General features: G+C 56.0%; 32 protein-coding genes. 16 read left to right on the forward strand and 16 right to left on the reverse strand.

Annotated features, from left to right (window positions below):
• Window positions 1-53 precede the first annotated feature (53 nt).
• From hpf to HUE57_RS07580, 9 genes are all read right to left on the reverse strand, one after another.
• Complete coding sequence (gene hpf, locus HUE57_RS07540; protein ID WP_078483176.1) at window positions 54-383, reverse strand: ribosome hibernation-promoting factor, HPF/YfiA family; 330 nt, start codon at window positions 381-383, stop codon at window positions 54-56.
• A 29-nt stretch (window positions 384-412) separates the two neighbouring features.
• The gene (locus HUE57_RS07545; RefSeq protein ID WP_078483175.1) at window positions 413-1,876 is read right to left on the reverse strand and encodes an RNA polymerase factor sigma-54; all 1,464 of its coding nucleotides are present in this window, start codon (window positions 1,874-1,876) and stop codon (window positions 413-415) included.
• A 139-nt stretch (window positions 1,877-2,015) separates the two neighbouring features.
• Window positions 2,016-2,741, reverse strand: coding sequence for an LPS export ABC transporter ATP-binding protein (gene lptB / locus HUE57_RS07550; protein WP_078483174.1), 726 nt, complete (start codon window positions 2,739-2,741; stop codon window positions 2,016-2,018).
• Window positions 2,738-3,271, reverse strand: a complete 534-nt coding sequence (gene lptA, locus HUE57_RS07555; RefSeq protein WP_078483173.1) for a lipopolysaccharide transport periplasmic protein LptA — start codon at window positions 3,269-3,271, stop codon at window positions 2,738-2,740. The genes lptB and lptA overlap by 4 nt, the downstream gene beginning before the upstream one ends.
• On the reverse strand, window positions 3,258-3,815 hold the full coding sequence (gene lptC / locus HUE57_RS07560; RefSeq protein WP_078483172.1) for an LPS export ABC transporter periplasmic protein LptC: 558 nt from the start codon (window positions 3,813-3,815) through the stop codon (window positions 3,258-3,260). The genes lptA and lptC overlap by 14 nt, the downstream gene beginning before the upstream one ends.
• The gene (gene kdsC / locus HUE57_RS07565) at window positions 3,816-4,337 is read right to left on the reverse strand and encodes a 3-deoxy-manno-octulosonate-8-phosphatase KdsC (RefSeq protein WP_078483171.1); all 522 of its coding nucleotides are present in this window, start codon (window positions 4,335-4,337) and stop codon (window positions 3,816-3,818) included.
• A gap of 24 nt (window positions 4,338-4,361) precedes the next feature.
• Entirely contained in the window at window positions 4,362-5,333 is a 972-nt protein-coding gene (locus HUE57_RS07570; RefSeq protein WP_078483170.1) for a KpsF/GutQ family sugar-phosphate isomerase, read from the reverse strand.
• 18 nt (window positions 5,334-5,351) lie between these two features.
• Window positions 5,352-5,549: a heavy-metal-associated domain-containing protein gene (locus HUE57_RS07575; RefSeq protein WP_078483169.1), complete on the reverse strand. Its 198-nt coding sequence runs from the start codon at window positions 5,547-5,549 to the stop codon at window positions 5,352-5,354.
• Complete coding sequence (locus HUE57_RS07580; RefSeq protein ID WP_078483168.1) at window positions 5,549-6,523, reverse strand: calcium/sodium antiporter; 975 nt, start codon at window positions 6,521-6,523, stop codon at window positions 5,549-5,551. The genes HUE57_RS07575 and HUE57_RS07580 overlap by 1 nt, the downstream gene beginning before the upstream one ends.
• Before the next feature lie 220 nt (window positions 6,524-6,743).
• On the opposite strand from HUE57_RS07580, the gene HUE57_RS07585 reads away from it, so the two are divergent.
• The 12 genes from HUE57_RS07585 to hisC all read left to right on the forward strand — a co-directional run bounded on the left by HUE57_RS07585 (window position 6,744) and on the right by hisC (window position 16,952).
• Window positions 6,744-7,445, forward strand: coding sequence for a hypothetical protein (locus HUE57_RS07585; RefSeq protein ID WP_078483167.1), 702 nt, complete (start codon window positions 6,744-6,746; stop codon window positions 7,443-7,445).
• 168 nt (window positions 7,446-7,613) lie between these two features.
• Window positions 7,614-8,447 carry an ABC transporter ATP-binding protein gene (locus HUE57_RS07590; RefSeq protein ID WP_078483166.1) on the forward strand — a complete coding sequence of 278 codons (834 nt, stop codon included), beginning with the start codon at window positions 7,614-7,616 and terminating at the stop codon, window positions 8,445-8,447.
• 37 nt (window positions 8,448-8,484) lie between these two features.
• A complete protein-coding gene (mlaE, locus tag HUE57_RS07595; RefSeq protein WP_135622096.1) occupies window positions 8,485-9,285 on the forward strand; it encodes a lipid asymmetry maintenance ABC transporter permease subunit MlaE in 801 nt (266 codons plus the stop codon).
• A 4-nt stretch (window positions 9,286-9,289) separates the two neighbouring features.
• Complete coding sequence (mlaD, locus tag HUE57_RS07600; protein WP_078483165.1) at window positions 9,290-9,757, forward strand: outer membrane lipid asymmetry maintenance protein MlaD; 468 nt, start codon at window positions 9,290-9,292, stop codon at window positions 9,755-9,757.
• Window positions 9,758-11,110 carry a TolC family protein gene (locus tag HUE57_RS07605; protein ID WP_078483164.1) on the forward strand — a complete coding sequence of 451 codons (1,353 nt, stop codon included), beginning with the start codon at window positions 9,758-9,760 and terminating at the stop codon, window positions 11,108-11,110.
• A complete protein-coding gene (locus tag HUE57_RS07610) occupies window positions 11,110-11,712 on the forward strand; it encodes an MlaC/ttg2D family ABC transporter substrate-binding protein (protein ID WP_078483163.1) in 603 nt (200 codons plus the stop codon). Before HUE57_RS07605 ends, HUE57_RS07610 begins: the two co-directional genes overlap by 1 nt.
• Window positions 11,712-12,080 carry an STAS domain-containing protein gene (locus HUE57_RS07615; protein WP_078483162.1) on the forward strand — a complete coding sequence of 123 codons (369 nt, stop codon included), beginning with the start codon at window positions 11,712-11,714 and terminating at the stop codon, window positions 12,078-12,080. The genes HUE57_RS07610 and HUE57_RS07615 overlap by 1 nt, the downstream gene beginning before the upstream one ends.
• 199 nt (window positions 12,081-12,279) lie before the next feature.
• The gene (locus HUE57_RS07620) at window positions 12,280-12,519 is read left to right on the forward strand and encodes a BolA family protein (RefSeq protein WP_078483161.1); all 240 of its coding nucleotides are present in this window, start codon (window positions 12,280-12,282) and stop codon (window positions 12,517-12,519) included.
• Window positions 12,520-12,551: 32 nt separating this feature from the next.
• Window positions 12,552-13,811 (forward strand): UDP-N-acetylglucosamine 1-carboxyvinyltransferase, encoded by a 1,260-nt coding sequence (murA, locus tag HUE57_RS07625; RefSeq protein ID WP_078483160.1) that lies wholly within the window; start codon window positions 12,552-12,554, stop codon window positions 13,809-13,811.
• 26 nt (window positions 13,812-13,837) lie between these two features.
• Entirely contained in the window at window positions 13,838-14,482 is a 645-nt protein-coding gene (hisG, locus tag HUE57_RS07630) for an ATP phosphoribosyltransferase (protein WP_078483159.1), read from the forward strand.
• Between the two features lie 12 nt (window positions 14,483-14,494).
• Complete coding sequence (hisD, locus tag HUE57_RS07635; protein WP_078483158.1) at window positions 14,495-15,796, forward strand: histidinol dehydrogenase; 1,302 nt, start codon at window positions 14,495-14,497, stop codon at window positions 15,794-15,796.
• A 73-nt stretch (window positions 15,797-15,869) separates the two neighbouring features.
• On the forward strand, window positions 15,870-16,952 hold the full coding sequence (gene hisC, locus HUE57_RS07640) for a histidinol-phosphate transaminase (protein WP_174672978.1): 1,083 nt from the start codon (window positions 15,870-15,872) through the stop codon (window positions 16,950-16,952).
• A gap of 549 nt (window positions 16,953-17,501) precedes the next feature.
• Here hisC and HUE57_RS07645 read toward each other — a convergent pair.
• From HUE57_RS07645 to HUE57_RS07675, 7 genes are all read right to left on the reverse strand, one after another.
• Window positions 17,502-17,882: a DUF3997 domain-containing protein gene (locus HUE57_RS07645; protein WP_174672979.1), complete on the reverse strand. Its 381-nt coding sequence runs from the start codon at window positions 17,880-17,882 to the stop codon at window positions 17,502-17,504.
• A gap of 181 nt (window positions 17,883-18,063) precedes the next feature.
• Entirely contained in the window at window positions 18,064-18,216 is a 153-nt protein-coding gene (locus tag HUE57_RS20225) for a DNA-directed RNA polymerase subunit alpha C-terminal domain-containing protein (protein WP_174672980.1), read from the reverse strand.
• Window positions 18,217-18,649: 433 nt separating this feature from the next.
• Complete coding sequence (locus tag HUE57_RS07655; RefSeq protein ID WP_174672981.1) at window positions 18,650-18,814, reverse strand: hypothetical protein; 165 nt, start codon at window positions 18,812-18,814, stop codon at window positions 18,650-18,652.
• Window positions 18,815-18,942: 128 nt separating this feature from the next.
• Window positions 18,943-19,308 (reverse strand): hypothetical protein, encoded by a 366-nt coding sequence (locus HUE57_RS07660; protein ID WP_174672982.1) that lies wholly within the window; start codon window positions 19,306-19,308, stop codon window positions 18,943-18,945.
• Window positions 19,309-19,730: 422 nt separating this feature from the next.
• A complete protein-coding gene (locus HUE57_RS07665) occupies window positions 19,731-20,441 on the reverse strand; it encodes a cation:proton antiporter domain-containing protein (protein ID WP_236860714.1) in 711 nt (236 codons plus the stop codon).
• A 452-nt stretch (window positions 20,442-20,893) separates the two neighbouring features.
• Entirely contained in the window at window positions 20,894-21,676 is a 783-nt protein-coding gene (locus tag HUE57_RS07670; RefSeq protein ID WP_174673736.1) for a S1C family serine protease, read from the reverse strand.
• 50 nt (window positions 21,677-21,726) lie between these two features.
• Window positions 21,727-22,038, reverse strand: coding sequence for a hypothetical protein (locus HUE57_RS07675; protein ID WP_174672983.1), 312 nt, complete (start codon window positions 22,036-22,038; stop codon window positions 21,727-21,729).
• 63 nt (window positions 22,039-22,101) lie between these two features.
• Between HUE57_RS07675 and HUE57_RS07680 the strand changes: the two genes are divergently transcribed.
• From HUE57_RS07680 to HUE57_RS07695, 4 genes are all read left to right on the forward strand, one after another.
• On the forward strand, window positions 22,102-22,860 hold the full coding sequence (locus HUE57_RS07680; RefSeq protein WP_078482491.1) for a Nif3-like dinuclear metal center hexameric protein: 759 nt from the start codon (window positions 22,102-22,104) through the stop codon (window positions 22,858-22,860).
• Window positions 22,861-23,046: 186 nt separating this feature from the next.
• On the forward strand, window positions 23,047-23,643 hold the full coding sequence (gene petA / locus HUE57_RS07685) for a ubiquinol-cytochrome c reductase iron-sulfur subunit (RefSeq protein WP_078482490.1): 597 nt from the start codon (window positions 23,047-23,049) through the stop codon (window positions 23,641-23,643).
• A complete protein-coding gene (locus tag HUE57_RS07690; protein ID WP_078482489.1) occupies window positions 23,643-24,878 on the forward strand; it encodes a cytochrome b in 1,236 nt (411 codons plus the stop codon). Before petA ends, HUE57_RS07690 begins: the two co-directional genes overlap by 1 nt.
• Entirely contained in the window at window positions 24,875-25,528 is a 654-nt protein-coding gene (locus tag HUE57_RS07695; protein WP_078482488.1) for a cytochrome c1, read from the forward strand. Before HUE57_RS07690 ends, HUE57_RS07695 begins: the two co-directional genes overlap by 4 nt.
• Window positions 25,529-25,606: the final 78 nt, after the last annotated feature.

Below are 25,606 nucleotides of genomic sequence, written 5' to 3' on the forward strand. Positions count from 1 at the left end.
ATTAGCGATAGAGTGGGTTCCATCCGCTCCGCGGATGGAACCCCGAGACATCGCTACTCCTCGAAGGCCTGAGTCTTCAGCGAGCCTTCGCTGCGGTGGTGGTCGGTGACCTTTTCCTTGTGTTTCTTCACCTGTCGGTCGAGTTTATCGACCAGACCATCGATAGCGGCATACATGTCTTCCTGGGTGTTTTCGGCGTGAATGTTGCCGCCAGGGACGTGCATGGTCGCCTCCGCCTTATTGCGCAGCTTCTCAACGGTGAGAACCACGTGCACATTGGTGACGTGGTCGAAGTGGCGCTCAAGGCGCTCCATCTTCTCGTTGACGTAGTTGCGCATGGAATCGGTGATATCGATGTGATGCCCGGTGAGATTGATCTGCATACGTTTGCTCCTTTGGGTTTATTTGGGGCCTATGCCAGGCGTTTGCGCTCGTTAGAGGGCGGTATTGAGAGTGCCTCACGGTATTTAGCAACCGTGCGACGCGCTACGTTGATCCCCTGTTCGGTCAGTATCTCGGCGAGTTTGCTATCACTCAGCGGTTTGGCCTGATTCTCATCCGCGACCATTTTCTTAAGCATGGCACGGATTGCGGTGGCTGATGCGCCACTGCCATCGCTGGTGCTGACCTGACTGGAGAAGAAGTACTTGAATTCGAAGATACCCCGAGGGGTATGCATATATTTCTGGGTGGTAACGCGCGAGATGGTCGATTCGTGCATCTCGACCGTTTCGGCAACATCGCGCAGTACCAGTGGTTTCATCGCCTCATCACCATACTCGAGGAAGGCGCGTTGGCGCTCGACGATACAGGTGGCGACCTTGAGCAGAGTTTCGTTCCTGCTCATCAGGCTTTTCAGGAACCAGCGCGCCTCCTGTAGGTGGTTCTTCAGGTAGGTGTTATCGGCGCTGCTGTCACCGCGGCGTACCAGTGCCGCATAGCTGTTGTTGATGCCGACCTTGGGCATCACGTCGCTGTTGAGCTCGACACGCCAAACCCCCTTCTGCTTACGGACAAAGACATCGGGCACGATGTATTCGGCACGGGAGGAGGCGATGTGCGAGCCGGGACGCGGCTCCAGGGATTCGATCAGGTGAATCACCTCGATCAGCCGTTTTTCGTCGAGTTTGAGCTTGCGTTTGAGCTGGGTGTAGTCGTGGTTGCCGAGTAGCGCCAGATTCTCGCTAACAAGCTGACGTGCCTCCTGCAAAAAGGGTGTCTCTGCGTTGAGTAGTTGCATCTGTAGCAGCAGTGATTCGCGCAGGTCGCGTGCGGCGATACCGGGAGGATCAAACTGCTGGATGCGATGTAGCACCGCCTCAATCTCATCGAGTTCAACATCGTCCTCGATCTGGAAACTCTCGGCGATATCATCTAGCGCGGTGCTGAGGTAGCCGTCATCGTTGATCGAATCGATGATCGCAGTGGCGATGGCGCGATCTTTATCGGTGAACGGGGTGAGGTCCATCTGCCAGTTTAGGTGGTCATGCAGCGAATCGCCTGAGTCGTCCTGGATCGTGAACTCGCGATCATCCTCGGCCGGTGCCGAGTAGCTGGTGCTGTTGTCATAGACATCCTCCCAGGCGCTGTCGACGGGAAGCTCATCGGGCAGGGTTTCGCTGTTGCCAGCCGCCTCGGTGGCATCAAGCTTCTCTTCGGCGGAGGGTTCAGGTGTCTCACTGTTGTTCGACTCTTCATTAGCCTTTGTTTCTGGCTCCTGCTCTTCGTCGACCTCCAGCATCAGATTCGACTCCAGCGCCTGCTGGATTTCGACCTGAAGCTCAAGCGATGAAAGCTGCAGCAGGCGTATCGCCTGCTGCAGCTGTGGCGTCATCGTGAGCTGTTGTCCAAGCTTGAGCTGGAGCGACTGTTTCATCAGGGATTTATTGTCTACTTCAGTGTAATCATTCTGTTACAAATATAGCGCAAATTCCGTGCCAATACAGGATATGAATTTTCCTTCAATTGCTGTATGGCGACTAGGGTTTTTCGTCCTTTTCCCTCTTTAACGGCGGTTACATCGCAAAATGCTGGCCCAGATAGACGTCGCGAACCTTCTGGTTTTGCAGGATCTCATCGGGGTGACCCTCGGCAATTACCTCACCGGCATTGAGAATATAGGCGCGCTCACAGATACCGAGTGTCTCGCGCACATTGTGGTCGGTGATCAGCACGCCGATACCGCGCTCACTCAGGTGTTTGATGATCTGTTGAATGTCGATCACTGAGATCGGATCGACGCCGGCAAATGGCTCATCGAGCAGAACGAATTTTGGTTCCGTTGCCAGTGCACGTGCGATCTCCACCCGACGACGCTCGCCGCCAGAGAGGCTCTGACCGATGGTGTCGCGCAGGTGTGAGATGTGCAGTTCGCTGAGCAGCTCATCGAGCATCGACTCGCGTGTCTGTGCATTGAGCTCATCACGGATCTCGAGAATGGCGAGGATGTTGTCGGCTACGCTGAGCTTGCGAAACACCGAGGCCTCCTGTGGCAGATAGCCGATCCCGAGGCGGGCGCGGGCATCGATGGGATAGCTGGTGACATCCTGCTCATCAATCATGATGCGACCCGTATCACAGCCGATCAGTCCAACCACCATATAGAAACTGGTGGTCTTGCCGGCACCGTTGGGGCCGAGCAGTCCGACCACCTCGCCACTGTTGATGGTAAGCGAGACGCCGCCAACAACATCGCGACCCTTGTAGGCTTTGTGCAGGTTCTCAGCGCTGAGTCGAGTCATGGCTTTTCAGCGGGTTTACGCTCGCGCGGCTGAATGGTGATGCGTACGCGCTCGTTTTTTGGCTTATGACTACTGTCGGTGCTGGTGCTGCCCGCCACAGCGCTATCACGCGCTGCGTCGTAGACGATACGTTGGCTGGTGAGTCGATTGCCTTTTTGGTAGAGCTCAGCGTTGATGCTGAGTGTGAGCTGCTCGGTTTCGGCCTGGTACTCAAGCTGTTCGCCACTGCCGCGTACATCTTCGCTGCTCTCATCGGGGCGCTGACGGAAGGTGGCCGGTTTACCTTTGGCGATGACTCGATCGAGTTGTCCATTGAGGGTGTGGATGGTGACAACATCGGCAGTGGCGTGCAGCGAACCCTGGCTGAAGGTGACATTTCCACTGTAGGTGCTGATGCCGCGTTTCTCGTCAAACTCAACCCGGTCGGCCTCAACCTCGATGGGTTGATCACGGTCGCTTGAGAGCGCAGTGGCGATACCGGGAAGTAACAGGGTGGCGATGATTAATAAGTGGGAGCTAGTTTTGTGCATAGCGGCCTCTTACATTGGATAGCAGGGTGTGTTGGCCAGTCGCCCAGTTGCTGCGCAGGCCAGTGGCGGTGACGGTACGGGTGTCGCTGGTGAGCTTGATCGGTTGATCGGTTGCAGCGCGCTCCTGGTCGGGCCATAGCGTAATGCTGCTACTCTCGATCTTGAGTGACTCCTGTTCGGGGCTGCTGCGCTGCAGGAGCACATCCTGTTCAAGTCTGATCTCAGCACCGTCGGGCGCGATATGAGCCTTACCCGCAGATGCACTCCACTGTGGACGTGTTTTTCCAACCAGTTTAAGTCGTGGCTGATCGATCTCGCTGCTGTCATCGTCACCGTAGTGACGCAGGGCGGTGCCACTGAGGATGTGGTGTGGTTGTCCCTCGCTATCCATGCTGGTGAGATTGAAATTCTCGAGGAAAAAGTCGGGTGTGTGACGTGCGCCGCGGTCGATGTCGCCATCGTAACTGCTGCGGTAGAGCAGCCAGCCGCTACTGACCGCTAGCAGGGCGAAAATAAGCATCGGAATCAGGACCCGAACGTCCACCTAGAGATAACTCTCCAGCATCGGGCTCAGGGTGCCCTGAGCTTCCATGATCAGCTCGCAGATCTCACGAGCGGCACCGCGGCCACCGCCGACTGAGGTCTGCCAGTGTGCATGCTGTTTGACCATGCGGTGTGCATCCTGGACCGCAACCGCCAGACCAACACGGGTCATGATCGGCAGATCAACCACATCGTCACCGACATAGGCGGTCTCTTCGGCGCTGACGTTGAGTTCTGCGATCAGTTGTTCGAAGGCGGGTAGCTTCTCGTGCTGTCCCTGGTAGACGTGTTCGATACCGAGGTTTTTCATGCGGTGTTCGACCACCTTGGAGGTGCGGCCGGTGATAATGGCGATGGTGACGCCACTCTGCTGCAGCATCTTCATGCCGTGGCCGTCACGTGAATGGAACGCCTTGTACTCCTGGCCATCATCGCCAAAGAAGAGACCGCCATCGGTTAGTACGCCATCGACGTCAAAGATGATAAGTCGGATCTGTTTGGCCTTCTCAAGGATGTCCTTCATGCTCTCTCCAGACTGAAATGGTTGTTATACGACGCCTGCGCGCAGCATGTCGTGCATGTTGAGTGCGCCGACCAGATGCTGATTCTCATCGACTACCAGTAGGGCGCTGATCTTTTTACTGTCCATGATCTGCAGCGCCTCGGCTGCCAACATGTCGGCAACCACCGTTTTGCACTCTTTGGTCATCGCTTCGCTAATTGAGGCCTGGTGCACGTCGATGCCGTGATCGAGAGTGCGGCGCAGATCGCCATCGGTGAAAATACCAATGACACGATTATCGCTGTCGGTTACGCCGGTCATGCCGAGGCTCTTGCCGGTCATCTCCAGTAACGCATCGCTGAGTAGTGTGCTCTCGCTCACCTGTGGCACGGCATCGCCAGTGTGCATGATGTCGCCGACGTGTAAGAGCAGTCTGCGACCAAGGGCACCGGCGGGGTGGGAGCGAGCAAAATCTTCTGGGGTGAAACCGCGTGCCTCAAGCAGTGAGATGGCGAGTGCGTCGCCCATCACCAGAGCAGCAGTAGTGCTTGAGGTGGGCGCGAGTCCGAGTGGACACGCCTCGCGCTCAACGCTGACGTCGATGTTGACACTGGCTGCCTGGGCGAGGCTCGAGTCGGGGTTGCCGGTCATCGAGATCAGCGGAATATTGAGTCGTTTGATGATCGGTAGGATGGTGCGGATCTCATCGGTCTCGCCGGAGTTGGAGAGTGCGAGGACCACATCCTTGGCAGTGATCATGCCGAGATCACCGTGGCTCGCCTCACCGGGGTGAACGAAGAAGGCGGGGCTGCCGGTGCTGGCCAGAGTAGCGGCAATCTTGCCGCCGATATGGCCCGACTTGCCCATACCGACCACCACGATTCGACCTTCGCACTCGAGCATATGGCGGCAGGCAGTGGCAAAGTTGGCGTCAATGCGTTGGGTGAGGGCGGAGATCGCCTCCGCCTCGGTCTCAATAACCGCGACGCCGAGTTGTTGTAGTTTTTTTTCGTTCATCTCAATCCAGATCCGGGCTCACGCCTCCGGGTAACCCAGCTCAGCCAGCTTGGCTGAGATCGTATCGCGTTGCAGCGAGGCACCCTCGACCGTAACGTTGCCGCTCTCAACCTCAACTTCGACCTGTTCGATACCGTTGAGTTCGCCCAGGCCATTTTTGATCGCATCGGCGCAACCACCACACTTGATATTTTGTGCCTGAAATTGCTCTTTCATTACATCGCTCCAGTTGCTGAGAGGTAGAGTACCGTCTGGTAGCCGATAAAGGCCAGCAGTAGCACCGAACCCTCGCCGCGGGTAATGCGGCCGGGGCCGCGGAAGCCGTAGGCCATCGCAAACAGCAGTATGGTTAGACCGATCATGACCGGGTAGTCGCGAGTAAGCACTGCTGGATCAAATGAACCGGGATGGATGACACCGGGTAGACCCAGCACCGCCAGCAGATTGAACATGTTGGAGCCGATGACGTTACCGATGGCGATGTCATGCTCGCCTTTCTTGGCGCTGACAATTGAGGCGGCCAGTTCCGGCAGACTCGTACCGAGGGCGACGATGGTCAGACCGATAATCAGATCACTCACACCGAATGAGGTGGCGATATTGACCGCCCCCCAGACCAGCGCACGCGAGCTGATCAGCAGTGCAGCCAGTCCGACGATCAGCCAGATGATGGCAGTACGCATCGGCATGTGGCTGGGGATCTCGTCGTCAAACTCACCGCTCAACGGATCGTCACGGCGGGTCTTAAGGCCGAGGCTGACGACCATGTAGATCATCACAGCGAGGCCGCTGAGCAGAAAGATACCGTCAAGTCTCCCCAACACACCGTCCTGTAGCAGCACCAGCGCGATCAACATCGCAGAGAGCAGGATCGGCAGCTCGCGTCGTACCGTATCGGAGTTGACGTTGAGCGGGATGAGCACCGCAGTGGCACCAAGAATCAGGGCGATGTTGGTGATGTTGGAGCCGAGCGCATTACCGATCGCCAGGCCCGGGTTGCCGAGTGATGAGGAGATGACCGAGACGAGAATCTCCGGTGCCGAGGTGCCAAAGCCGACAATGGTCAGGCCGATAATCAGTGGTGAGATGCCGAGATTGCGTGCCGTGGCTGAAGCGCCGGTGACAAATTTATCCGCACCCCAGATCAGAATCAGGAAGCCGCCCAAAATGGCGGCGATATCGAGCAGCATGGTTAGTGTGTCCTCTGTCGGCCCAGCGGGGATGGCGTTGTGACGGGCTGGCAGAGGGGCGCTGTATGCACGCAAGTTCTCACTGCTTATTCTCTCTCTACTATCGAATTTGATCAGCCAGTGGCTGATGTAAAAATGTCGTTTATCTCGTCGGCTGGCGCTTTTCAAACGGCCAACGGGGGCGCTATTGTAACCGTAATTTCAGTGTGGTGGTGGCAAAATGGCACAGCAGATACAAAAGGGTGTTTTATCGGAGCGCCAGCAGGGAGAGGGGCTTCCAAAGCTCTTTTTTGGCGGCTGCGGCTGGGATCTTCCGGCTCTGAATGCGCTCTACCCTGAGGATCTACCACAAGAGTGGCGACTCGATTTCTACAGCAGTGAGTTTTCGGCGCTACTGCTGCCAGAGCAGCATTGGCGCTCTGCTGATGCCGAGCAGTGGTCCGAGTGGTGCGAGCTGTTCGAATCACGAGTCGTCGCACTGCTTGAGGTGGGTATTGCGGATGTTGTGGCTATAGAGTTGTTGGCAGAGGTCGGTCAGCCTGCTGCCTGTGTCGATGCTCTGCTGCTGCGACTCTCTGATCCAGTGGGTCCTGCGGTTCTTCATGGGCTGGCTGAGCACTCATCAGGAGTTACTCTCTATATTGATGGTGAGCTCACCTCTGAGAGGGCAACGGAGATAAATAACCGATATGGAGTGTTGCCGGTCTGGCATGCGGGCCTTGAGGGTGAGTGGGGCAGTAATGTGGGGCGGATCTCTCTCTCGGGGGCAGATGTGGGATTACCGCAATTAGCCGAGCAGGTAAAACAGTTTCTACACCAGGCGCAGGGGTGGCGCAGTGCGGTACTACTCGTCGATAGTGGAGCTAAGACACTGATGCAGCTTCGCGAGATAGCCGCATTGACAGAGCTGTATGGGGTTTAATAACCCTCTTTTGTAGTGATATAGCTGTGGGAAAGCATCAGTTGACTCCAACTTGCAGATTAGTGAAACTCGGTCCTCACGCTTATTGGTAGCGAATAAATAGTTGGAATGAATCCAAAAAATACTGGAGAGAGAAGAAGTTAGCTCTCCGGGTATGAAAACCTCCTGATGCAAAATCGTATTGATATAAATGCCGACCCACTGGTCGAGATAAGAAACCTGCGCTTTGTTCGCGGCAAACGCCCGATATTTGATGGAGTTGACCTCGATATCCAGCGTGGAAAGGTCACAGCAATCATGGGGCCGAGTGGTACCGGCAAGACGACGCTGTTGCGTCTGATTGGTGGTCAGATTCGCCCCCACCAGGGCAGTATCAAGTTCTGTGGCGAAGAGGTCCCCTCGCTCTCTCTGCGACGTCTCTATCAGTTGCGAAAACGCATGGGCATGCTGTTTCAGAGCGGTGCGCTACTGACCGATATTAATGTCTTCGATAACGTTGCCTTCCCACTAAGAGAGCATACCGACCTGCCTGAGCGGATGGTGCGCGATCTGGTGTTAATGAAGCTACAGGCGGTGGGGCTGCGTGGTGCGATCGATCTGATGCCGAGTGAACTCTCCGGCGGTATGGCCCGGCGTGTGGCGTTGGCGCGCGCGATCGCACTCGATCCGATGATGATTATGTATGACGAGCCCTTCACCGGTCAGGACCCGATCTCAATGGGTGCGCTGGTGCAGCTGATTCGTCTGCTCAATGACGCACTGGGTCTGACCAGCGTGATCGTCTCGCACGATGTGAAGGAGACGGCGGCAATTGCCGACTACATCTATATCCTCTCGCAGGGCAAGGTGGTCGAGCACGGTTCGACTGAAGATCTGATGAAGTCGAGTTCACCCTGGGTGCAGCAGTTCATGAATGGCCTGCCTGATGGACCGGTGCCATTCCACTACCAGGCGCCAGACTATCAGGATGATCTGATAAATCTTGGAATGGAAAAAGAATGATCAATTGCAGCACGGGTAGCGCAGCGGGGAGAGATGCATGCGCTGGTTAGCCTCTATCACGGATGGATTGGCCTTTGTCGGCGAGAGCGGTGTCGATTTTTTCCGTCGTCTCGGCCGTGGTCATATCTTCCTGCTACGTATTATCGCCGGTTTCACCACCGTTCTAACTCGTCCCAGTTTGATCGTTGCGCAGATCTATTCGGTCGGTGTGCTTTCACTACTGATTATTATCGTCTCGGGCCTGTTTGTCGGCATGGTGCTGGGTCTGCAGGGTTACAACACCCTGGCGCAGTTTGGTGCCGAGGAGTCACTCGGCGTGGTAGTCGCACTCTCACTGGTGCGCGAGCTGGGGCCGGTGGTCACCGCGCTACTGTTTGCCGGTCGTGCCGGTTCGGCACTGACCGCCGAGATCGGTCTGATGAAGGCGACCGAGCAGCTCTCATCGATAGGCATGATGGCGGTCGACCCACTGAAACGAGTCATCGCACCCCGCTTCTACGCCGGTCTCATCTCGATGCCGCTGCTGGCGGCGATCTTCAGTGCGGTTGGCGTGATGGGCGGGCTGCTGGTCGGTGTCGGACTGCTCGGCGTTGATGAGGGTGCCTTCTGGTCGCAGATCCAGGCGGGTGTCGATCTGCAGGAAGATATCTATAACGGTGTGATCAAGAGCATCGTGTTCGGTTTTGTGGCGACCTGGATTGCGGTCTTTGAAGGACACGATGCCGATCCGACTGCCGAGGGTGTTAGCCGCGCGACCACGCGCACCGTGGTACATACCGCGCTTGCCGTTCTCTGTCTCGATTTTGTGCTGACTGCGTTAATGTTTGGAGAGGTCTGAAATCATGTTTAACAAGTACGTTCATGTCGCTGTTGGCGTCTTTGTCGCGATGGGATTGGCGGCACTCTTCATGTTGGCGATGAAGGTCAGCAACCTCAGCTCAATGAGTGATGAGGATGGTTATGAGGTCTCCGCCCGCTTTGAGAATATCGGCGGACTGAAGGTGCGTTCTCCGGTCAGTATCGCCGGGGTACGGGTCGGTCGAGTGACCGATATCAGGTTCGATCAGGCGACCTTCGAGGCAGTGGTCAAGATGAATGTGGGTGGCAGCTTTAACCAGATCCCCACCGACACCACGGCCAGCATTCTCACCGCCGGTCTGCTCGGCGAGCAGTATATCGGTCTGGAACCGGGCGGCGAGGAGGACTACCTTGAGAGTGGCAGTGAGATCAAACTGACCCAGTCGGCGCTGGTACTTGAACAGCTGATTGGTCAATTTATGTATAACGAAGCAGCCGAAGGGGGAGAGTAGATGAAGCAGCTATTGATGGGGGCGGTACTCGCCTCGTTCGCAACGCTTACCAGCGCCCAGAGTGTCGATCTTAGCCAGGCGGTAGAGATGGCGCTGAAGGCTGATCACCGCATCGCTGAGAAGGAGCATCTGGTCGATGCCGCTCGTGCGCTGATCGATCAGGCCCAGGCGAGTGATGACCTAATGGTCGATATGAATCTCTTTGTCGGTCTCGCCCCTGTGGTTGAGGGCGGTATTTTCGAAGGTGGTGCAGAGAGTTGTGTCTCGCCCTGCAAGCTGCGCGATGACCTCTACGAATTTGATGAAGTGACTGGCTGGGCATCACTGCAGTTGAAGCTGATCAAGCCACTCGCCACCTTCGGCAAGGTGCGTTACTACACTGAGGCGGCCGAGGGTAACGTCGAGGTGAAGAAGTCGGAGGTACGCGAGCAGCGCATCGAGACCATCTACGACACCTCGCGCGCCTACTACGGCTACCTCACTGCGCGCGACAGCCACCTGCTGCTTGAGGATGTGAAGCGTCGTCTGGAGAAGGCAAAGGCGTTGGTTGAACGCTGGCTCGAAGAGGATAAGGGCGATGTAAAACAGTCCGACCTCTATGCGCTGGAGACCGGTATGGCACTGCTGAACAAATATCTGGCTGAGGCAAAATCGGTTGAGCGCATCGCGCTGGCCGGACTCAAGGTGATGACCGGTGTTGGTATCGATGGTGAGCTTTCGGTCGCAGATAAGTCTCTAAGCGCTGAAGCTCTGCCGCAGGATAGTCTGGCCGATCTACAGCAGCGTGCACTGGCCAATCGCCCGGAGATGGATCAGCTCAAGGCGGGGCTTGAGGCGCGTCGCGCGCTGGTGGCAGCGAAGAAGTCGGAGTCCAATCCTAATCTTTACGCCGGTATCGTCGGCACCTTTGCCTATGCGCCGGGTCGAGATACGCTTGATAATCCCTATACGGTTGATCCCTTCAACCACGTCGCAGCCACCCCGGTGGTCGGTCTGAAATGGGATATGCAGGGCGGTGTTACCAGCGCCAAGACGAGCCGTGCCCAGGCAGAGCTTGATGCGCTGATCTCCAAGTCAGCCTTTGCCCAGCAGGGTATCCCCTTCGATGTGGCCGAGAAATACCACGAGCTGCAGGCGTTGCACTCAGCGGTTGAAGAGCTCGGCAAGGGTAGTCGCTCCGGTCGTCGCTGGATGGTTAGCTCATACGCCGATTTTGAGGCGGGCCTTGAGGAGGCGGACAAGGTGCTCGACGCCTTCAAGACCTACGTGCTGACCCACGCCGACTATCTCAGCTCGGTGAATGACTACAATATGAAGATCATCGAACTCAACCGCGCTACGGGGGCTTACTGATGAAACGCCTAGCTCTGCTCTTTATCTCAGCGTTGTTATTTGCTGGCAGTGCAGCTGCTGCGGTGACACCCCCTCAGCAGCTGGTTCAGTCGACCTCCAACCAGGTGTTAGAGCGGCTTAAGGCGGAAAGTGAGGCGATCAAGGCCAAACCCAACATGCTCTACGGCATGGTTGATGAGATCGTTTTACCGCACTTCGATTTTGAGCGTATTGCCAAGTGGGTGCTCGGCAAGTACCGCCGTAAGGCCAGCAAGCAGCAGCAGGCCGACTTCACCAAGGAGTTCCGCATGTTATTGGTGCGTACCTATGCCACTGCACTGAATGAGTACACTGACCAGGCGATCGACTATCTGCCACTGCGTGAAGGTGAGGCGAGTGGTGATGTGGTGGTACGAACTGAGATCCAGCAGCCGGGTGCCTTCCCGATCCCGATCAACTACAACCTCTACCTGAAGGGCGATGCCTGGAAGGTCTATGATGTCTCCATTGATGGGGTCAGTCTGGTAGCTAACTACCGCACCACCTTCTCACGCGAGATTCGTCAGAAGGGCCTCGATGCGTTGATCAAGCGACTGACGAAGAAGAACGACGAGGTGCGCTAGTGAGCTGTCGTATTCTCAAATCGTGCACCGATCGCAACGGCGAGCAGCAGTGCGCTATTCGTCAGGAGGAGGATGGTCGACTCTATATCAACGGCATGGTCACCTTTGAAACCGTCTCGGAGTTGAGCGGAGCAGCCGCAGAGATGAGCAAGGCGGCTGAGACGATGTTTTGCAAGGAGGGTGTGGTAACGGTTGATCTGCGCGAGGTTGAGAAGGCCGATAGTGCCGGGTTGGCGCTGCTGATCGACTGGATGCGTCAGGCCAAACAGCATGAGCACGAGATTGAGTACGTCAACATCCCGCAGCAGATGATGGCGATTGCCCGCGTCAGTGGGCTCGATAAGGTGTTGCCACTCACCTGGGACTGAATCCCAGTATCGATCGGAGGCCACAGGCTGGTCGATGATCCGAAATTTCCCGTTTCTTCCCGTTTTCTATATGATTAGCGGCCTTAAAAAGGCTGCCGTGCGCCGAGCTTGCGGGCTGCGTGCCATTTATTCCGTAACGGTTAATGTCCGTGATGGCTTGTGCAGCTGAATGAACAGAGATGACAGAGGTGATGCAGGTATGACTGCTGATGATGTTAAAGGCATGATCGAGAAGGGTATTCCGGATTGTAATGCAATGGTGGCCGGTGAGGGTGACCATTTTGAGGCGAAGATCGTCAGTCAGGCCTTTGCGGGTAAGAAGATGCTGGAGCAGCATCGCATGGTCTACGCCACCTTGGGTGACCACATGCACAGCGATATTCACGCCCTGACAATGCGTACCTTCACCCCCGAAGAGTGGGCTGCAGCAGAACAATAAGTAGATTCGGTAAAACCGAATCGGAGTATTTGATGGATAAACTGATTATTACCGGTGGCGGCAAGCTCGAGGGCGAGATTCGTATCTCTGGGGCGAAAAACGCAGTGCTGCCGATTCTCTCTGCAACGCTGCTCGCTGATGGTCCAATGACTATTGAGAATGTGCCGCATCTGCACGATGTGACCACCACCATGGAGCTACTCGGCCGCATGGGCGTGTCGCTGATGGTCGGTGAGCGTATGAGTATCGAGGTCGATCCGCGCACCATCAAGGAGTTCTCCGCCCCCTATGAGCTGGTGAAGACGATGCGCGCCTCGATCCTGGTGCTGGGTCCGTTGCTGGCACGCTACGGCAAGGCCGATGTCTCGCTGCCGGGTGGCTGTGCGATCGGCTCGCGTCCGGTCAATATTCACCTTGAAGGTCTGCGCGCCATGGGTGCCGATATCGAGGTTGAGGGGGGCTATATTCGTGCCCGCGCCGAGCGTCTCAAGGGGGCACGTCTAGTTCTCGATATGGTCACTGTGACCGGCACTGAGAATCTGATGATGGCCGCAGCACTCGCAGATGGCACCATCATTCTTGAGAATGCCGCACGCGAGCCGGAGGTGACCGACCTTGCCGACTGCCTCAACAGCATGGGCGCCAAGGTCAGCGGTGCCGGTACCGATACCATTACCATTGAGGGCGTAGAACGTCTCAATGGTACGACCTACAAGGTGCTTCCCGATCGTATCGAGACCGGTACCTATCTGGTTGCCGCTGCGGTGACCAGTGGTCACGTGAAGCTGAAAGATACCCGACCCGATCTGCTCGATGCAGTTTTGCTGAAGCTGGAGGAGGCGGGCGCCGATATCACCACGGGTGAGGATTGGATCGAGCTGAATATGCACGGTAAACGTCCCAAGGCGGTTAGTCTGCGTACAGCACCCTATCCCGCCTTCCCAACCGATATGCAGGCCCAGTTTGCTACCCTCAACGCGATTGCCGAGGGGACCGGTACGATTACTGAAACGGTGTTTGAGAATCGCTTTATGCATGTGCAGGAGCTGGAGCGCATGGGCGCAATTACCCGCGTTGAAGGCAACACGGCCATTAGCGAGGGCGTTAAACGACTGACCGCAGCACCCGTGATGGCGACCGATCTGCGCGCCTCGGCCAGTCTGGTACTGGCCGGGCTGGTTGCTGATGGTGAGACGGTGGTCGATCGTATCTATCACATCGATCGCGGTTACGACCATATCGAAGAGAAACTGGCTCAGCTTGGCGCGCGTATCCGTCGCGTACCCGAATAAATCTACCTGGAGCAAGGTTACCCACCATGCAAGAGACCCTGACAATTGCGCTCTCCAAGGGGCGTATCTTCAAGGAGACGCTGCCACTGCTGGCTCACGCCGGGATTGTGCCGATCGACGATCCGGAAACCAGTCGCAAACTGATTCTCGATACCAATCGAGAAGATGTGAAGCTGGTGATCATCCGTGCCACCGATGTGCCGACCTATGTCGAGTACGGCGCGGCCGATCTGGGTGTGGCGGGCAAAGATGTGCTGATGGAGCACGGCGGTGACAGCGTCTACGAGCCGCTCGATCTCAATATTGCACGCTGCAAACTGATGGTGGCGGGTGCCAAGAATCGCCCCGAGACACCGGCACGGCTGCGTATCGCGACCAAGTTTGTGAACTCCACCCGTCGTTATTACGCCGAGCAGGGCAAGCAGGTCGAGATCATCAAACTCTACGGCTCAATGGAGCTGGCACCGCTGGTTGGATTGGCTGATTACATCGTCGATCTGGTCGATACGGGTAATACGCTCAAGGCCAATGGCCTCGAGCCACTGGAGCATATCGCCGATGTTAGCTCGCGCCTGGTGGTCAACAAGGCGTCGATGAAGATGAAACACAGGCAGGTTAAAAAACTGATCGATCTGATCGCCGAGGCCGTTAACGAGCGGCGTGGCGTATAGCGGAGAAGGGCGATGACCGATATCAAACGTCTCGATAGCAGCAGTAGCGATTTTCAGCAGCAGCTCGACCGGCTGCTCGACTGGGAGGGCGTCTCCAACGAGGCGGTGAATAACACCGTGCGCGAGGTGCTGCAGGCGGTAAAGAGTCGCGGTGACGCGGCGCTGGTGGAGTACACCAACCGTTTCGATCGTATGAGCGTCGGCTCAATGGCTGAACTGGAGATCTCCCAGGATCGACTCACGGCGGCGTTGGTGAATATCAGTGTGGCCGAGCGTGAGGGGCTGGAGCTGGCCGCCGAGCGGGTGCGCGCCTACCACGAGCACCAGAAGGTGGCCTCCTGGTCCTACACTGAGGATGACGGCACCCTGCTGGGTCAGCAGGTCACGCCACTCGACCGCGCCGGTCTCTATGTGCCGGGTGGCAAGGCGGCCTACCCATCCTCCGTATTGATGAATGCGATCCCGGCCAAGGTGGCGGGTGTCGATGAGCTGATCATGGTGGTACCGACCCCCGATGGCGAGGTCAACGAACTGGTGCTGGCCGCTGCAGCGATTGCCGGTGTTGACCGTGCTTTTGCCCTCGGTGGTGCACAGGCGGTTGCCGGGCTCGCCTACGGCACCGAGACGGTGCCGCAGGTCGATAAGATCGTCGGTCCCGGCAACATCTACGTCGCTACCGCCAAGGGCATGGTCTTCGGTACCGTCGGCATCGACATGATCGCCGGTCCCTCGGAGATTCTGGTGATCTGTGATGGCAAGACCGATCCCGACTGGATTGCGATGGACCTCTTCTCCCAGGCCGAGCACGACGAGGACGCACAGTCGATTCTGCTCTGTCCCGATCAGGCCTATCTCGATAGTGTCGCGGCGAGCATCGACAAACTGCTGCCAACCATGGAGCGCAAGGAGATCATCGAGAAGTCGATTGCCGATCGCGGTGCGCTGATCAAGGTAGCTGATCTCGATGAGGCGGTAACGATTACCAACCACATCGCCCCTGAGCATCTCGAGCTTTCGGTTGATGACCCTCAGTCGATGGCGAAGCAGATCAAACACGCCGGTGCGATCTTCATGGGCCGTTATACCGCCGAGGCGCTGGGTGACTACTGCGCCGGTCCCAACCATGTGCTGCCGACCTCGCGTACCGCCCGCTTCAGCTCGCCGCTCGGTGTCTACGACTTCCAGAAGCGCTCCTCGCTGATCATGTTCTCCGCCGATGGTGCCAGCCACCTCGGCAAGACCGCCTCGACGCTGGCGCGCGGCGAGGGGCTCACCGCCCACGCCCGCTCCGCCGAGTACCGCATCAAGGATTAATTATCGAGCGTAGGGTGGGTTAAGTAACACGAAACCCACCAATGCCGGTGATGTAACGCGAGTCGACAAACCCATGAGCCTCGACGACAAAATCAACCACTGGATCCGCCCCGAGATCCGCGAACTCTCCGCCTACCACGTGCCCGATCCGGGCGAGCTGATCAAGCTCGATGCGATGGAGAACCCCTACCGCTGGCCCGATGCGATGCTCGAGAGCTGGCAGCGGCAGGTGCGCGAGATCGCCGTCAACCGCTACCCCGATCCAGCGGCTAGCAGCCTCACCGCTGCATTGCGCCGCAGCATGGATATCCCGGCGGGGATGGGGGTGATGCTCGGCAACGGCTCCGACGAGATCATCCAGATTCTGGCGCTCGCCTTCGGTGGGCCGAAGCGGGTAGTGCTAGCCCCCGAGCCGAGCTTCGTCATGTACCGCATGATCGCCACCTTCAGCTCGCTCGAGTACCACGGTGTACCGCTCAAGCCCGACTTCTCACTCGACCTCGCCGCGATGCTGCAGGCGATTGAGCAGCACGACCCGGCGGTGGTCTACCTTGCCTATCCCAACAACCCGACCGGTAACCTCTTCGATGAGGAGGCGATCGTGAAGATCCTCGAGGCGGCCAACGGTGTGGTGGTGGTCGACGAGGCGTATCACGCCTTCGCTGGTAAGAGTTTCATGCCACGTCTTGGTGAGTTCGATAACCTGCTGGTGATGCGCACCCTCTCAAAGCTGGGGTTGGCCGGGCTACGTCTTGGGTTGATTGCCGGTCCAGCGGAGTGGATCGGTGAGTTCGATAAGTTGCGGCTTCCCTACAATATCAATGTGATGACTCAGGCGGCGGCCGAGTTTGCGCTCGATAATATCGAGGTGTTTGATGAGCAGACGCGGTTGATTCGTGAGGAACGGACGCGGTTGTTTGATGAGATGGGGAGGCTCGAGGGTATCGAGCTGTTTCCTTCTGCGGCTAACTTTATTCTGTTTAGTGTGCCGAGTGGGCGGGCTGGTGAGATTTTTGAATCTATCAAAGCTGATGGTGTACTCATCAAGAATATGAAGGCTTCTGAGGGGCCTCTGGCGGATACGCTGAGGGTTACTGTTGGGGCGGCTGAGGAGAATAGTGCTTTCTTATCAGTCTTGAGTAAGGCACTGGGATAGCAGTTTTATTGTGTCGCGTTCGCGACGCATTCAAATGCGAGTTCGCGCACCCGCCGTGCGTGGTATTTTGATTCGGTAATAGCACCTAAATCTATTCTTGAATTGAGCGTGTCTTTCGTAGGGTGGGCATCGATTTTATGCCCACGCGGAACAATATGGTTGTGTCGCTTATGCGACGCTTATTTAGAAAGCGGGCACCCACGCCCGCGCGGTGGGTTCATTTCTTTATAACGCGATAAAGAAACGAACCAAAGAAATCGCGCCCACGATTTACCGCTACGCGGTCCACTGCGCTTCTCGCCTGCATCGAGGGAGAGTAAACCCTGATGATCCCTGCGCGAAGTGCAGGATGCGCAGTGCCGCGGAGCTCATGGACGTGCGAGCGGCCTTCTCGTGATTTCAGGCGTGGGCAGAACTCGCTCGGTAAACCTCGCTCAGACAGACTGCCCACTTCCCCCTGAAATCACTCCGATGCTCGGCGATGTAGAAGGGGTGAAAATCGCCGGTCACCTGTGGTTTTACACTGACCAAAATGTCTATCTGAAATTGTCATTCTAGATGTGGGTGTTCGTTAGTTTTGATTTTTACAAAATATTCATAGCTCATGGGGCCTTGAATAGTTTGATTGTTGATATTGATTATCCAGTAGTAAGTCTTGCCTTCTTCTTGCGTTGGTCTGTTTTTCTGCTTCCAGAAGCAACTTGGTGAGAACCGTTGTCTGACGACTATATGGGTGTTGTTGTGCGTATAAGCTTCAACATTGCATGGAATGTACTTACTGGTGGCAGTGCCAGATTTCGAAGCGATGACTTGGTTGTCTCTGGATTCGCTGTAGAGAACATATCCACCGGGCAGCTCGATTTCGTAATCAACTGCACACCCTAATAATAAAGATGTAGCAAGTAAAATAGTGGCGGTGGGTGTGCGCATGGTTGCTTCGTGGTGATTGTCTATGTGCTTGGGGCCAGTGTAATAAGTTAATGGCTACACTCGTTGCTTCAGAAGAAACCGCTCTCTGTCCCAGTTTTTCCCGAGCAGAACTAATGCCATTTTATTTCCTTTAAAATGGATGTCTAAGGCCCAAAGAAAGTCCCTGTGCTGCAAGTGACTCCTAACTTCGATTAGAGTTCTTTCCTAGAGAAGGTAACTTCAATAAATCAACTTCAGTGTTCTGAACGAGTTGGCCAATAAAGTAAATTTCTTCTACCTTTAATATATTTAAGGTTCTTCTGCTTAGGCCAAGACTTTCTATCTTTTTATCCATATAGGGTCGTCTTCACCCCTGGAGGTCCACGGGATGTAAATAGTTTGTTCGCACCACGTTTCTTCGCAAGACGTCTAATTCATGTTTAATTTCTAGGATTTCTTTGTCGTGCGCGCTTATCTTCTTGCTTGGTTTGGTTTCATCTACTTCTAGAAACGCTGGAAGAACAGCTTTAAGTGGAGATTCAGAAACTTCTCTTATGGCTTCTTTGGTTTTCTTTAAGGATGTCACCCCATTCAGGATCGTTTTTATTGTACTCAATTATTCTGAGGGCTCTTAGGTCAAATGGAATGTCGTCAAGTGATTCGGTAATAAGGATTACGGGTTTGGCTAGAGCGTGGGCCAATCTAGTTCGTATAGGACGTTGGGATTCTTTCCCGTTAAGTCAGCAACGATTATTTTGCTGTTTTGGTAAGGTCCCATATGTCGTGAACTATTGTTCCCGGCCGATAGACGTCATCAGCGCGACGGGGCACAAGGCCTGACTCTTCGATTGCATGTGAATATATTTGAGGTAGTAATTGTCGAACCATCCACCAAAAGGCATAATCGTGAAGCAAATTTCATTGTCCGGCTTGGTTTCTTTTCTTTTTGCCATCTGTGTTCCTGTTGTATTTAACATTGGGGCGGTAATGTTTAGGGTTAGTGTAATAACTTTATGGCACGCTGCTGGGGTTATGATTGGTAGTCAATGAGCATTTACACTGACTCCTAATGTTCCAAATATTACATCGGCGCTTTACCGATAAGCCCTCTCATTGTTACGTGCTCCTTTTGACTCGGCAAAGAGCAGCACTTGCCAGCCAGCTCTTTTGGTACAACCTCAAATTTCACATTATTAACAACCACGGCCTTCTCTGTTTGTTGTGAGATGGCGGAATCGATCGCATCAGCGAGCTTCAAAGCATCGGCCTTATCTCCCGCTTGAGCGCCGAGTCTCGCGAACTCCATACAGAGCATCATGCCTTGCAGTGCTTCATCCGAACTCTGAAGACCTAAAACAATTCCAGCCACATCGTTGCTCACCGTTATGAAGGTTTTCTTCAGGCTCGTGTTGGCGCTCCAGCTATCCCGCTTTCGGACTCCGTCCACGACTTCACCTGAAAGATTCCGGTGTTCTCGGCAATCTCCCGTTTGATGTGCTCTGGATCGTAGTTGGCGACTGATGCGGCTGAAAACACAGTATGATGAGTAGGCGAATAGCGTGCGACATTATTGATCTCTCCCTGTCAAAATTGATTTCCCCGAGTCTCACGACCCCTTGAATGTTTGGGATCAGAGTAAAGCCCTAATTTGCGTAGCACTGTCCAGCATGGTGAATAGCGCAACTCGATGAATGTGAGATAGCGTGGTGCGTTGGTCTGGTTGGGTTTGACATTACCTTTGTCGTCATGCTGCGCTGATCCTTGTGCGTTGTAATTCTCTTTAATTCATCTGGTTTTATCTGCAAGGCGTGCGCTCTCATGAAGGCGAACTTGCCATGCTGTGTGGGCCTTGAGATGGCCTCATGCCGCCTAGTCCCTCCGCAGTTTGTCGGAGACAGCGATGGGGGTCGGGTAGCGTTGTACGACGTAGTAGGAGGAGGCGATGAAGGTTAGGAGGGTGGTTGCCTGGATTAGGTAGGAGGCTTCGTGGCCGATGACGCCGAGGTTCAGGGCGAGCAGGGCGATTAGGAGGGAGAATTCGCTGACCTGTCCCATGCGTACGCCGATCTCCAGGGCGCGTTCCGGCTTGTCGACGGAGTCTTTGAGCAGCCACTTGAAGATGAGCGGTTTGAAGAGCATCGAGAGGGTGGCGAGTACCAGTGCCGGGATCAGGACCTGTTCGAGGATCGGTAGCTGGAAGCCGGCGCCGAGCGAGAAGAAGAAGATGATGAGGAAGAAGTCGCGCAGCGGTTTGAGGCTCTCGGCGATGTAGAGGGCGATCGGGCTGGTGGCGAGGGTGACGCCGGCGATGAAGGCGCCGATCTCCTGTGAGAGGCCGAGCAGGGCGGCGAGTTCGGCGATGCCGAGGCACCAGCCGATGGCGGTTAGGAAGATGTACTCCTGGATCTTGTCGAAGCGGCGGATCAGTTTGATCAGTATGTAGCGTGTGAAGAGGTAGGCGAAGAGGACCAGTATCGGGAGTGCGAGCAGTAGCATTGCTAGCTCGCTGGCAGGGATGTCGCCCTTGCCGTGGACCTCCAGCGCCAGCAGGATGCCGATCGCCAGCAGGTCCTGCAGCAGCAGTACGCTGATGATGATCTCGCCCATGCGCTGGTGGTGGAGGGCGGTGGTCGGTAGCAGTTAGAGAGAGAGGTGGTGCTGGAGAAGATCAGTGCGGCGCCTATCAGTAGCTGCTCGGCGCAGGTTAAGCAGAACATGAGCCGGCGATGCCATGCCGACGGGGCGAGATGGTGTAGGCTGATCCAGGGTGATCGGTATGCCGAGCAGGCTACGACGCAGTTCTTCGGTGGCAGGCTTGAGTTCCAGCGGCGGCAGGAAATGATGCCGATGTGAAGACTCCGGATCAGGGCAGGGTCGGTGACCAAAGCCGAGCGCCCGCCGAAGGTTGCCAGCGGATGTAGCACCAGCGGTGCCGGCGCGTAGAGTCCACGTTGCCAGAACCGGCGGCCTCGCCCGAGATGAGAGATGGGAAGCACGATCGATCTTCAGTCACGCTCGTGCTCCATTATCCGTTAGTCGTCGACCGGGTTGTCGGTCGAAACACCGTGGTCGGCCGCCGGGCGCGAATCCCTTCCAGCCAACGTTGTCTGCCCGGCTCGATCACAGGGACTCGCCCATGATGGTTGGTGAAACGACCATCCGCGTTGGTAATCCACGATGGGGGGTGATGATGTCACCCGGGTTGATGTCACCCTTCGCGCAGGGCGACCGGTCCAGGACTCCTGGCGATCAGCACGCCGAGTGCTCGTAGGTGTTGAGCCTTCAGCCAGTGCCGGGGTGATGTCCTGCGCCTCGATACCGACCAGCCGAGGGATTCGTGGCCAGTTTGATGTCGTATCATCACGCCGTTTTAATGTCAGATTTGGGCAAGCCTGCCCGTGACCGCCGATTACTGAAGATGTGCGGTTTGATCCGACCAGTTGCGCCATGGGCGGCAGTGCGCCACCGGAGTGCCGGAATTGATCGCATGGTCTGGATAAGTTCGGTGGTGTGGATGCCGGGCGGCTACGACCGGTGGCGCTGACGATGCCCATGGTAACGGTCTGGCCGACACCGAAGGGGTTGCCGATGGCCAGTACCACGTCACCGACCTCCAGTACGCGGTCGCTGCTAATGGTGATATTGGGCAGTCCTTCGAGTTGAACGTGCAGTACCGCAAGGTCGGTGTCGGGGTCTGCTCCGACCAGGGTGGCGGCGGCCGTGCGACCATCATGAAGCTGCACACGAATCTGATCGGCGTTGGCAACCACGTGGTGGTTGGTGAGGATGTGGCCCGGGACGAGATCACGCGCCAGAGCCTGGGTAGAGAAGGGTCTGCAGTTTTCGAATGCCGAGGTTCATGCAACTAGCGGCGGAATAGTGTGTTTTGAAAGTGGGAAATGGCGTTCGGTGCGACCTTGGCGGTGTTGATGTTGACCACGGCGGGCGCGGCGGCCTTGGCAGCCGTTGCGTAAGAGACCGGGCCATTGCCCAGTCCACCCATTGTTGGTGCGGCAACGGTATGCGCCGGTTGTGCTCCGCCACTCTCCTTGATCTCCACCACCTGCTGCGGGTTGTTAAGCAGGTCGGGGCGCAGGAAGACGACGACAAAGGCGGCGGCCAGTCCGATGGTGGTGAGGAGAAAGAGGTTGTTGATCAGTTTGCGTAATGAGTCCATTGGGCTAACCTAGCAGGCCTTATTTAATATTGTGATGAATTGCCATCTATAATGTGGGGGAATATGGTCGAACTTCAAGAGCTGGTCCACTCTACCGATGCACTGCTTAATGTCGGCGCGTTTCAGGATTATTGCCCGAACGGTCTTCAGGTGGAAGGGCGAAGCGAAATACGCAGGCTGGTCAGCGGTGTCACCGCCTGTGCCGAGCTGCTCGATCGTGCCGTGGCGCTGAATGCCGATGCGGTGCTGGTTCATCACGGCTACTTCTGGAAGGGTGAGGGGGCTGCCATCACCGGGATCAAACGTGGACGTATCAAGCGTCTGCTCGATGCCGATATAAGCCTGCTTGCCTACCATCTTCCGCTCGATGCCCATTCGGAGTTGGGTAATAACGTGCAATTGGCAAGGCAGTTAGGTCTCGATGTTCAGGGCAGCTTTGGTGGTGGCGGTGGACCAGATCTGGCGTTGATGGGGGGTGTTGAGCAACCTCTTAGTGCCGAGGCACTGGCCGTTCAAATTAAAGAGCGGTTAGGCCGCGCCCCGTTGCATGTCGGTAATGGCCCGGCGCTGATTCGCTCAATCGGCTGGTGTAGTGGTGCGGCACAATCCTATATCGAACAGGCGGCGGAGCTGGGGCTCGATGCGTTTATCAGTGGCGAGATATCAGAGTCGACGGTCCATTTTGCCCGTGAAGCAGGTATTCACTACTTCTCAGCCGGACATCACGCGACCGAAAAATATGGTGTTCAGGCGCTGGGTGAGCGTTTGGCGCAGACATATGCGATAGAACACACCTTTATCGATATCGCTAACCCCGTGTAACTCAATAATATTCCAGTCAAATCTAGATTCATTCTTGACCTTTTAGTCAAGTTGTTGGATGCTATCGGGCTTTGTAAAGCCATAGTGACAATCAGAATATTCTGATGTTCTTACTGGTTTTTTGGGGGCGCGCTCCAGCTATTACGCCCCGTCACAGTTTTTATTTTGCATTCTGGGAGAGCACGAATGAGTACAGATGGCGTAGATACAAGCAGGCGCCGCTTCCTGACCGCAGCTGCCACAGTGGTGGGTGGTGTAGGTGCTGCGGCAGCGGTAGTCCCCTTCCTCGCGTCGATGAATCCGAGTGAGCGCGCGAAGGCAGCGGGTGCACCGGTTGAGGCCGATATCAGCAAACTTGAGCCGGGTCAGCGCATTACCGTTGAGTGGCGTGGCAAGCCGGTCTGGATTGTTCGTCGTACCGAGCAGAACCTGAGTGATCTGGCCTCGATCGAGAGCGTGCTACTCGATCCCAGCTCCAACAATACTGCGCAGCAGCCCGATTGGGCGAAGAATGAGGTGCGCTCAAGCAAGCCGGAGTATCTGGTTGTTGTTGGAATCTGTACCCACCTCGGCTGCTCACCAACCTTCCGTCCCGAGATAGGCCCGGCACCTTTTGATCCCGATTGGAAGGGTGGTTTCTTCTGTCCCTGCCATGGTTCCAAGTTCGATCTCGCTGGCCGAGTCTTCGCTGGCGTGCCTGCACCGAAGAATCTCGAAATTCCGCCCTACACCTATCTTAGCGATAGCAAGATCATGATCGGTGTTGATCAAGGAGCAGCCTAATGAATATGCTGACTAATCTTCTGGGGTGGGTCGATGCCCGCTTCCCGCTGACCAAGATGTGGAGAGAACACCTCTCTGAATACTATGCGCCGAAGAACTTCAACTTCTGGTACTTCTTTGGTTCGCTGGCGCTGCTGGTGCTGGTTATCCAGATCGTCTCCGGCATCTTCCTGACCATGAACTACAAGCCCGACGGCGAGCTCGCCTTCGGTTCAGTCGAGTACATCATGCGTGATGTCGACTGGGGCTGGCTGATCCGTTACATCCACTCCACCGGTGCATCGGCCTTCTTCGCGGTGGTCTATCTGCATATGTTCCGTGGTCTGATGTACGGCTCCTACAAAAAGCCGCGTGAGCTGATCTGGATCTTCGGTTGCCTGATCTATCTGGCGCTGATGGCTGAGGCGTTCTTCGGTTACCTGTTGCCCTGGGGACAGATGTCCTACTGGGGTGCGCAGGTTATCGTTAACCTCTTCGCCGCCGTACCATTCGGTCTTGGTGAACCACTCTCGCTCTGGATTCGTGGTGACTTCGTCGTCTCCGATGCGACCCTGAACCGCTTCTTCGCCTTCCACGTCATCGCCGTACCGCTGGTACTGGTAGGTCTGGTTGTGGCGCACATCCTGGCGCTGCATGAGGTCGGTTCCAACAACCCTGACGGTGTAGAGATCAAGAAGCACAAGGATGCGAACGGTATTCCGCTCGATGGCATCCCCTTCCACCCCTACTACTCGGTCAAGGATATTGTCGGTGTGGTTGTCTTCCTGATGGTCTTTGCAGCGATTGTCTTCTTCGCTCCGGAGATGGGTGGCTACTTCATTGAGCATCCGAACTTTGAGCCAGCCAATCCGCTGAAGACCCCGGAGCATATTGCACCGGTCTGGTACTTCACCCCCTTCTACGCCATGTTGCGTGCGGTACCGTCAATTGCCGGCTCTGCGTTCCCGGGTGTGGCGGTGATGGGGGCGGCGGTTGTGATTCTCTTCTTCCTGCCGTGGCTCGATCGTAGCCCAGTGAAGTCGATTCGCTACCGTGGTCTCTGTTTCAAGGTGCTGCTGTTTGTGTTTGTTGCAGACTTTGTAATGCTCGGATTCCTCGGCATGGAGCCGACTACCGATCTCTACAAACTGCTGGCGCAGATCGGCACTGCTTACTATTTCTTCTTCTTTATCATGCTGGCGATTATTCCAATGTTTGAAAAGACCAAGCCAGTACCAGAGAGGGTGACAAAATGAGAAAGTTTATCGTAGCAATGTTGTTTGCCGTGCTGCCTGGCGTGGCGCTTGCCGCCGGTGGTGGTGTGCATCTCGACAAGGCGAATATCGACCCTAGCGATAACGCCTCACTGCAGAATGGCGCCAAGCTGTTCGTTAACTACTGCCTGAGCTGCCACTCGGCCAAGTACCAGCGTTACAACCGTATGGGTAGCGATCTGGGTCTGAGCGATGAGCAGGTGAAGGGTAGTCTGATGTTCGCCTCTGAGAAGGTGGGCGATACGATGACCATCGCAATGTCCGATGCGGATGCCGAGAAGTGGTTCGGTGCACCGCCACCGGATCTCTCGGTTATCTCGCGTGCCCGCGGTGTTGATTGGCTCTACACCTATCTGCGTACCTTCCATGAAGATGCCAACCGTCCCTTCGGTGTGAATAATACGGTGTTCAAGGATGTCGGTATGCCACACGTACTTGCCGAGCTGCAGGATAATATGGGTCCGGCCGAGTATGATGGTCAGGTCCGCGATCTGGTAAACTACCTCGCCTATATGGGTGATCCGGTGAAGCTGGAGCGTGAGCGTCTCGGGATCTGGGTGCTGCTGTTCCTGGCAGTTCTCTTTGTCGTGACCTATGCGCTGAAGAAAGAGTACTGGAAAGACATACATTAATAGCAGTTGCCGCGTGCGCCCCGGTGGTCTCTGGCCACCGGGGCGTCGTTGTTCCATAACAAGAGAGAAGTGGGAGAG

This window comes from Candidatus Reidiella endopervernicosa (assembly GCF_013343005.1).
Lineage (GTDB): Bacteria > Pseudomonadota > Gammaproteobacteria.

Excerpts from the sequence above, each read along its gene's own strand:
- HUE57_RS07590 (WP_078483166.1), top strand. The coding sequence starts at position 7,614 with ATGCAAAATCGTATTGATATAAATGCCGACCCACTGGTCGAGATAAGA.
- hpf (WP_078483176.1), bottom strand. The coding sequence starts at position 383 with ATGCAGATCAATCTCACCGGGCATCACATCGATATCACCGATTCCATG.
- murA (WP_078483160.1), top strand. The coding sequence starts at position 12,552 with ATGGATAAACTGATTATTACCGGTGGCGGCAAGCTCGAGGGCGAGATT.
- HUE57_RS07585 (WP_078483167.1), top strand. The coding sequence starts at position 6,744 with ATGGCACAGCAGATACAAAAGGGTGTTTTATCGGAGCGCCAGCAGGGA.
- hisC (WP_174672978.1), top strand. The coding sequence starts at position 15,870 with ATGAGCCTCGACGACAAAATCAACCACTGGATCCGCCCCGAGATCCGC.
- HUE57_RS07570 (WP_078483170.1), bottom strand. The coding sequence starts at position 5,333 with ATGAACGAAAAAAAACTACAACAACTCGGCGTCGCGGTTATTGAGACC.
- HUE57_RS07690 (WP_078482489.1), top strand. The coding sequence starts at position 23,643 with ATGAATATGCTGACTAATCTTCTGGGGTGGGTCGATGCCCGCTTCCCG.
- HUE57_RS07675 (WP_174672983.1), bottom strand. The coding sequence starts at position 22,038 with ATGGACTCATTACGCAAACTGATCAACAACCTCTTTCTCCTCACCACC.
- HUE57_RS07655 (WP_174672981.1), bottom strand. The coding sequence starts at position 18,814 with ATGGCAAAAAGAAAAGAAACCAAGCCGGACAATGAAATTTGCTTCACG.
- HUE57_RS07695 (WP_078482488.1), top strand. The coding sequence starts at position 24,875 with ATGAGAAAGTTTATCGTAGCAATGTTGTTTGCCGTGCTGCCTGGCGTG.
- HUE57_RS07605 (WP_078483164.1), top strand. The coding sequence starts at position 9,758 with ATGAAGCAGCTATTGATGGGGGCGGTACTCGCCTCGTTCGCAACGCTT.
- petA (WP_078482490.1), top strand. The coding sequence starts at position 23,047 with ATGAGTACAGATGGCGTAGATACAAGCAGGCGCCGCTTCCTGACCGCA.
- HUE57_RS20225 (WP_174672980.1), bottom strand. The coding sequence starts at position 18,216 with ATGGATAAAAAGATAGAAAGTCTTGGCCTAAGCAGAAGAACCTTAAAT.
- HUE57_RS07580 (WP_078483168.1), bottom strand. The coding sequence starts at position 6,523 with ATGCTGCTCGATATCGCCGCCATTTTGGGCGGCTTCCTGATTCTGATC.
- mlaD (WP_078483165.1), top strand. The coding sequence starts at position 9,290 with ATGTTTAACAAGTACGTTCATGTCGCTGTTGGCGTCTTTGTCGCGATG.
- kdsC (WP_078483171.1), bottom strand. The coding sequence starts at position 4,337 with ATGAAGGACATCCTTGAGAAGGCCAAACAGATCCGACTTATCATCTTT.
- HUE57_RS07545 (WP_078483175.1), bottom strand. The coding sequence starts at position 1,876 with ATGAAACAGTCGCTCCAGCTCAAGCTTGGACAACAGCTCACGATGACG.
- HUE57_RS07645 (WP_174672979.1), bottom strand. The coding sequence starts at position 17,882 with ATGCGCACACCCACCGCCACTATTTTACTTGCTACATCTTTATTATTA.
- HUE57_RS07680 (WP_078482491.1), top strand. The coding sequence starts at position 22,102 with ATGGTCGAACTTCAAGAGCTGGTCCACTCTACCGATGCACTGCTTAAT.
- HUE57_RS07620 (WP_078483161.1), top strand. The coding sequence starts at position 12,280 with ATGACTGCTGATGATGTTAAAGGCATGATCGAGAAGGGTATTCCGGAT.
- HUE57_RS07610 (WP_078483163.1), top strand. The coding sequence starts at position 11,110 with ATGAAACGCCTAGCTCTGCTCTTTATCTCAGCGTTGTTATTTGCTGGC.
- lptB (WP_078483174.1), bottom strand. The coding sequence starts at position 2,741 with ATGACTCGACTCAGCGCTGAGAACCTGCACAAAGCCTACAAGGGTCGC.
- mlaE (WP_135622096.1), top strand. The coding sequence starts at position 8,485 with ATGCGCTGGTTAGCCTCTATCACGGATGGATTGGCCTTTGTCGGCGAG.
- hisG (WP_078483159.1), top strand. The coding sequence starts at position 13,838 with ATGCAAGAGACCCTGACAATTGCGCTCTCCAAGGGGCGTATCTTCAAG.
- hisD (WP_078483158.1), top strand. The coding sequence starts at position 14,495 with ATGACCGATATCAAACGTCTCGATAGCAGCAGTAGCGATTTTCAGCAG.
- HUE57_RS07575 (WP_078483169.1), bottom strand. The coding sequence starts at position 5,549 with ATGAAAGAGCAATTTCAGGCACAAAATATCAAGTGTGGTGGTTGCGCC.
- lptA (WP_078483173.1), bottom strand. The coding sequence starts at position 3,271 with ATGCACAAAACTAGCTCCCACTTATTAATCATCGCCACCCTGTTACTT.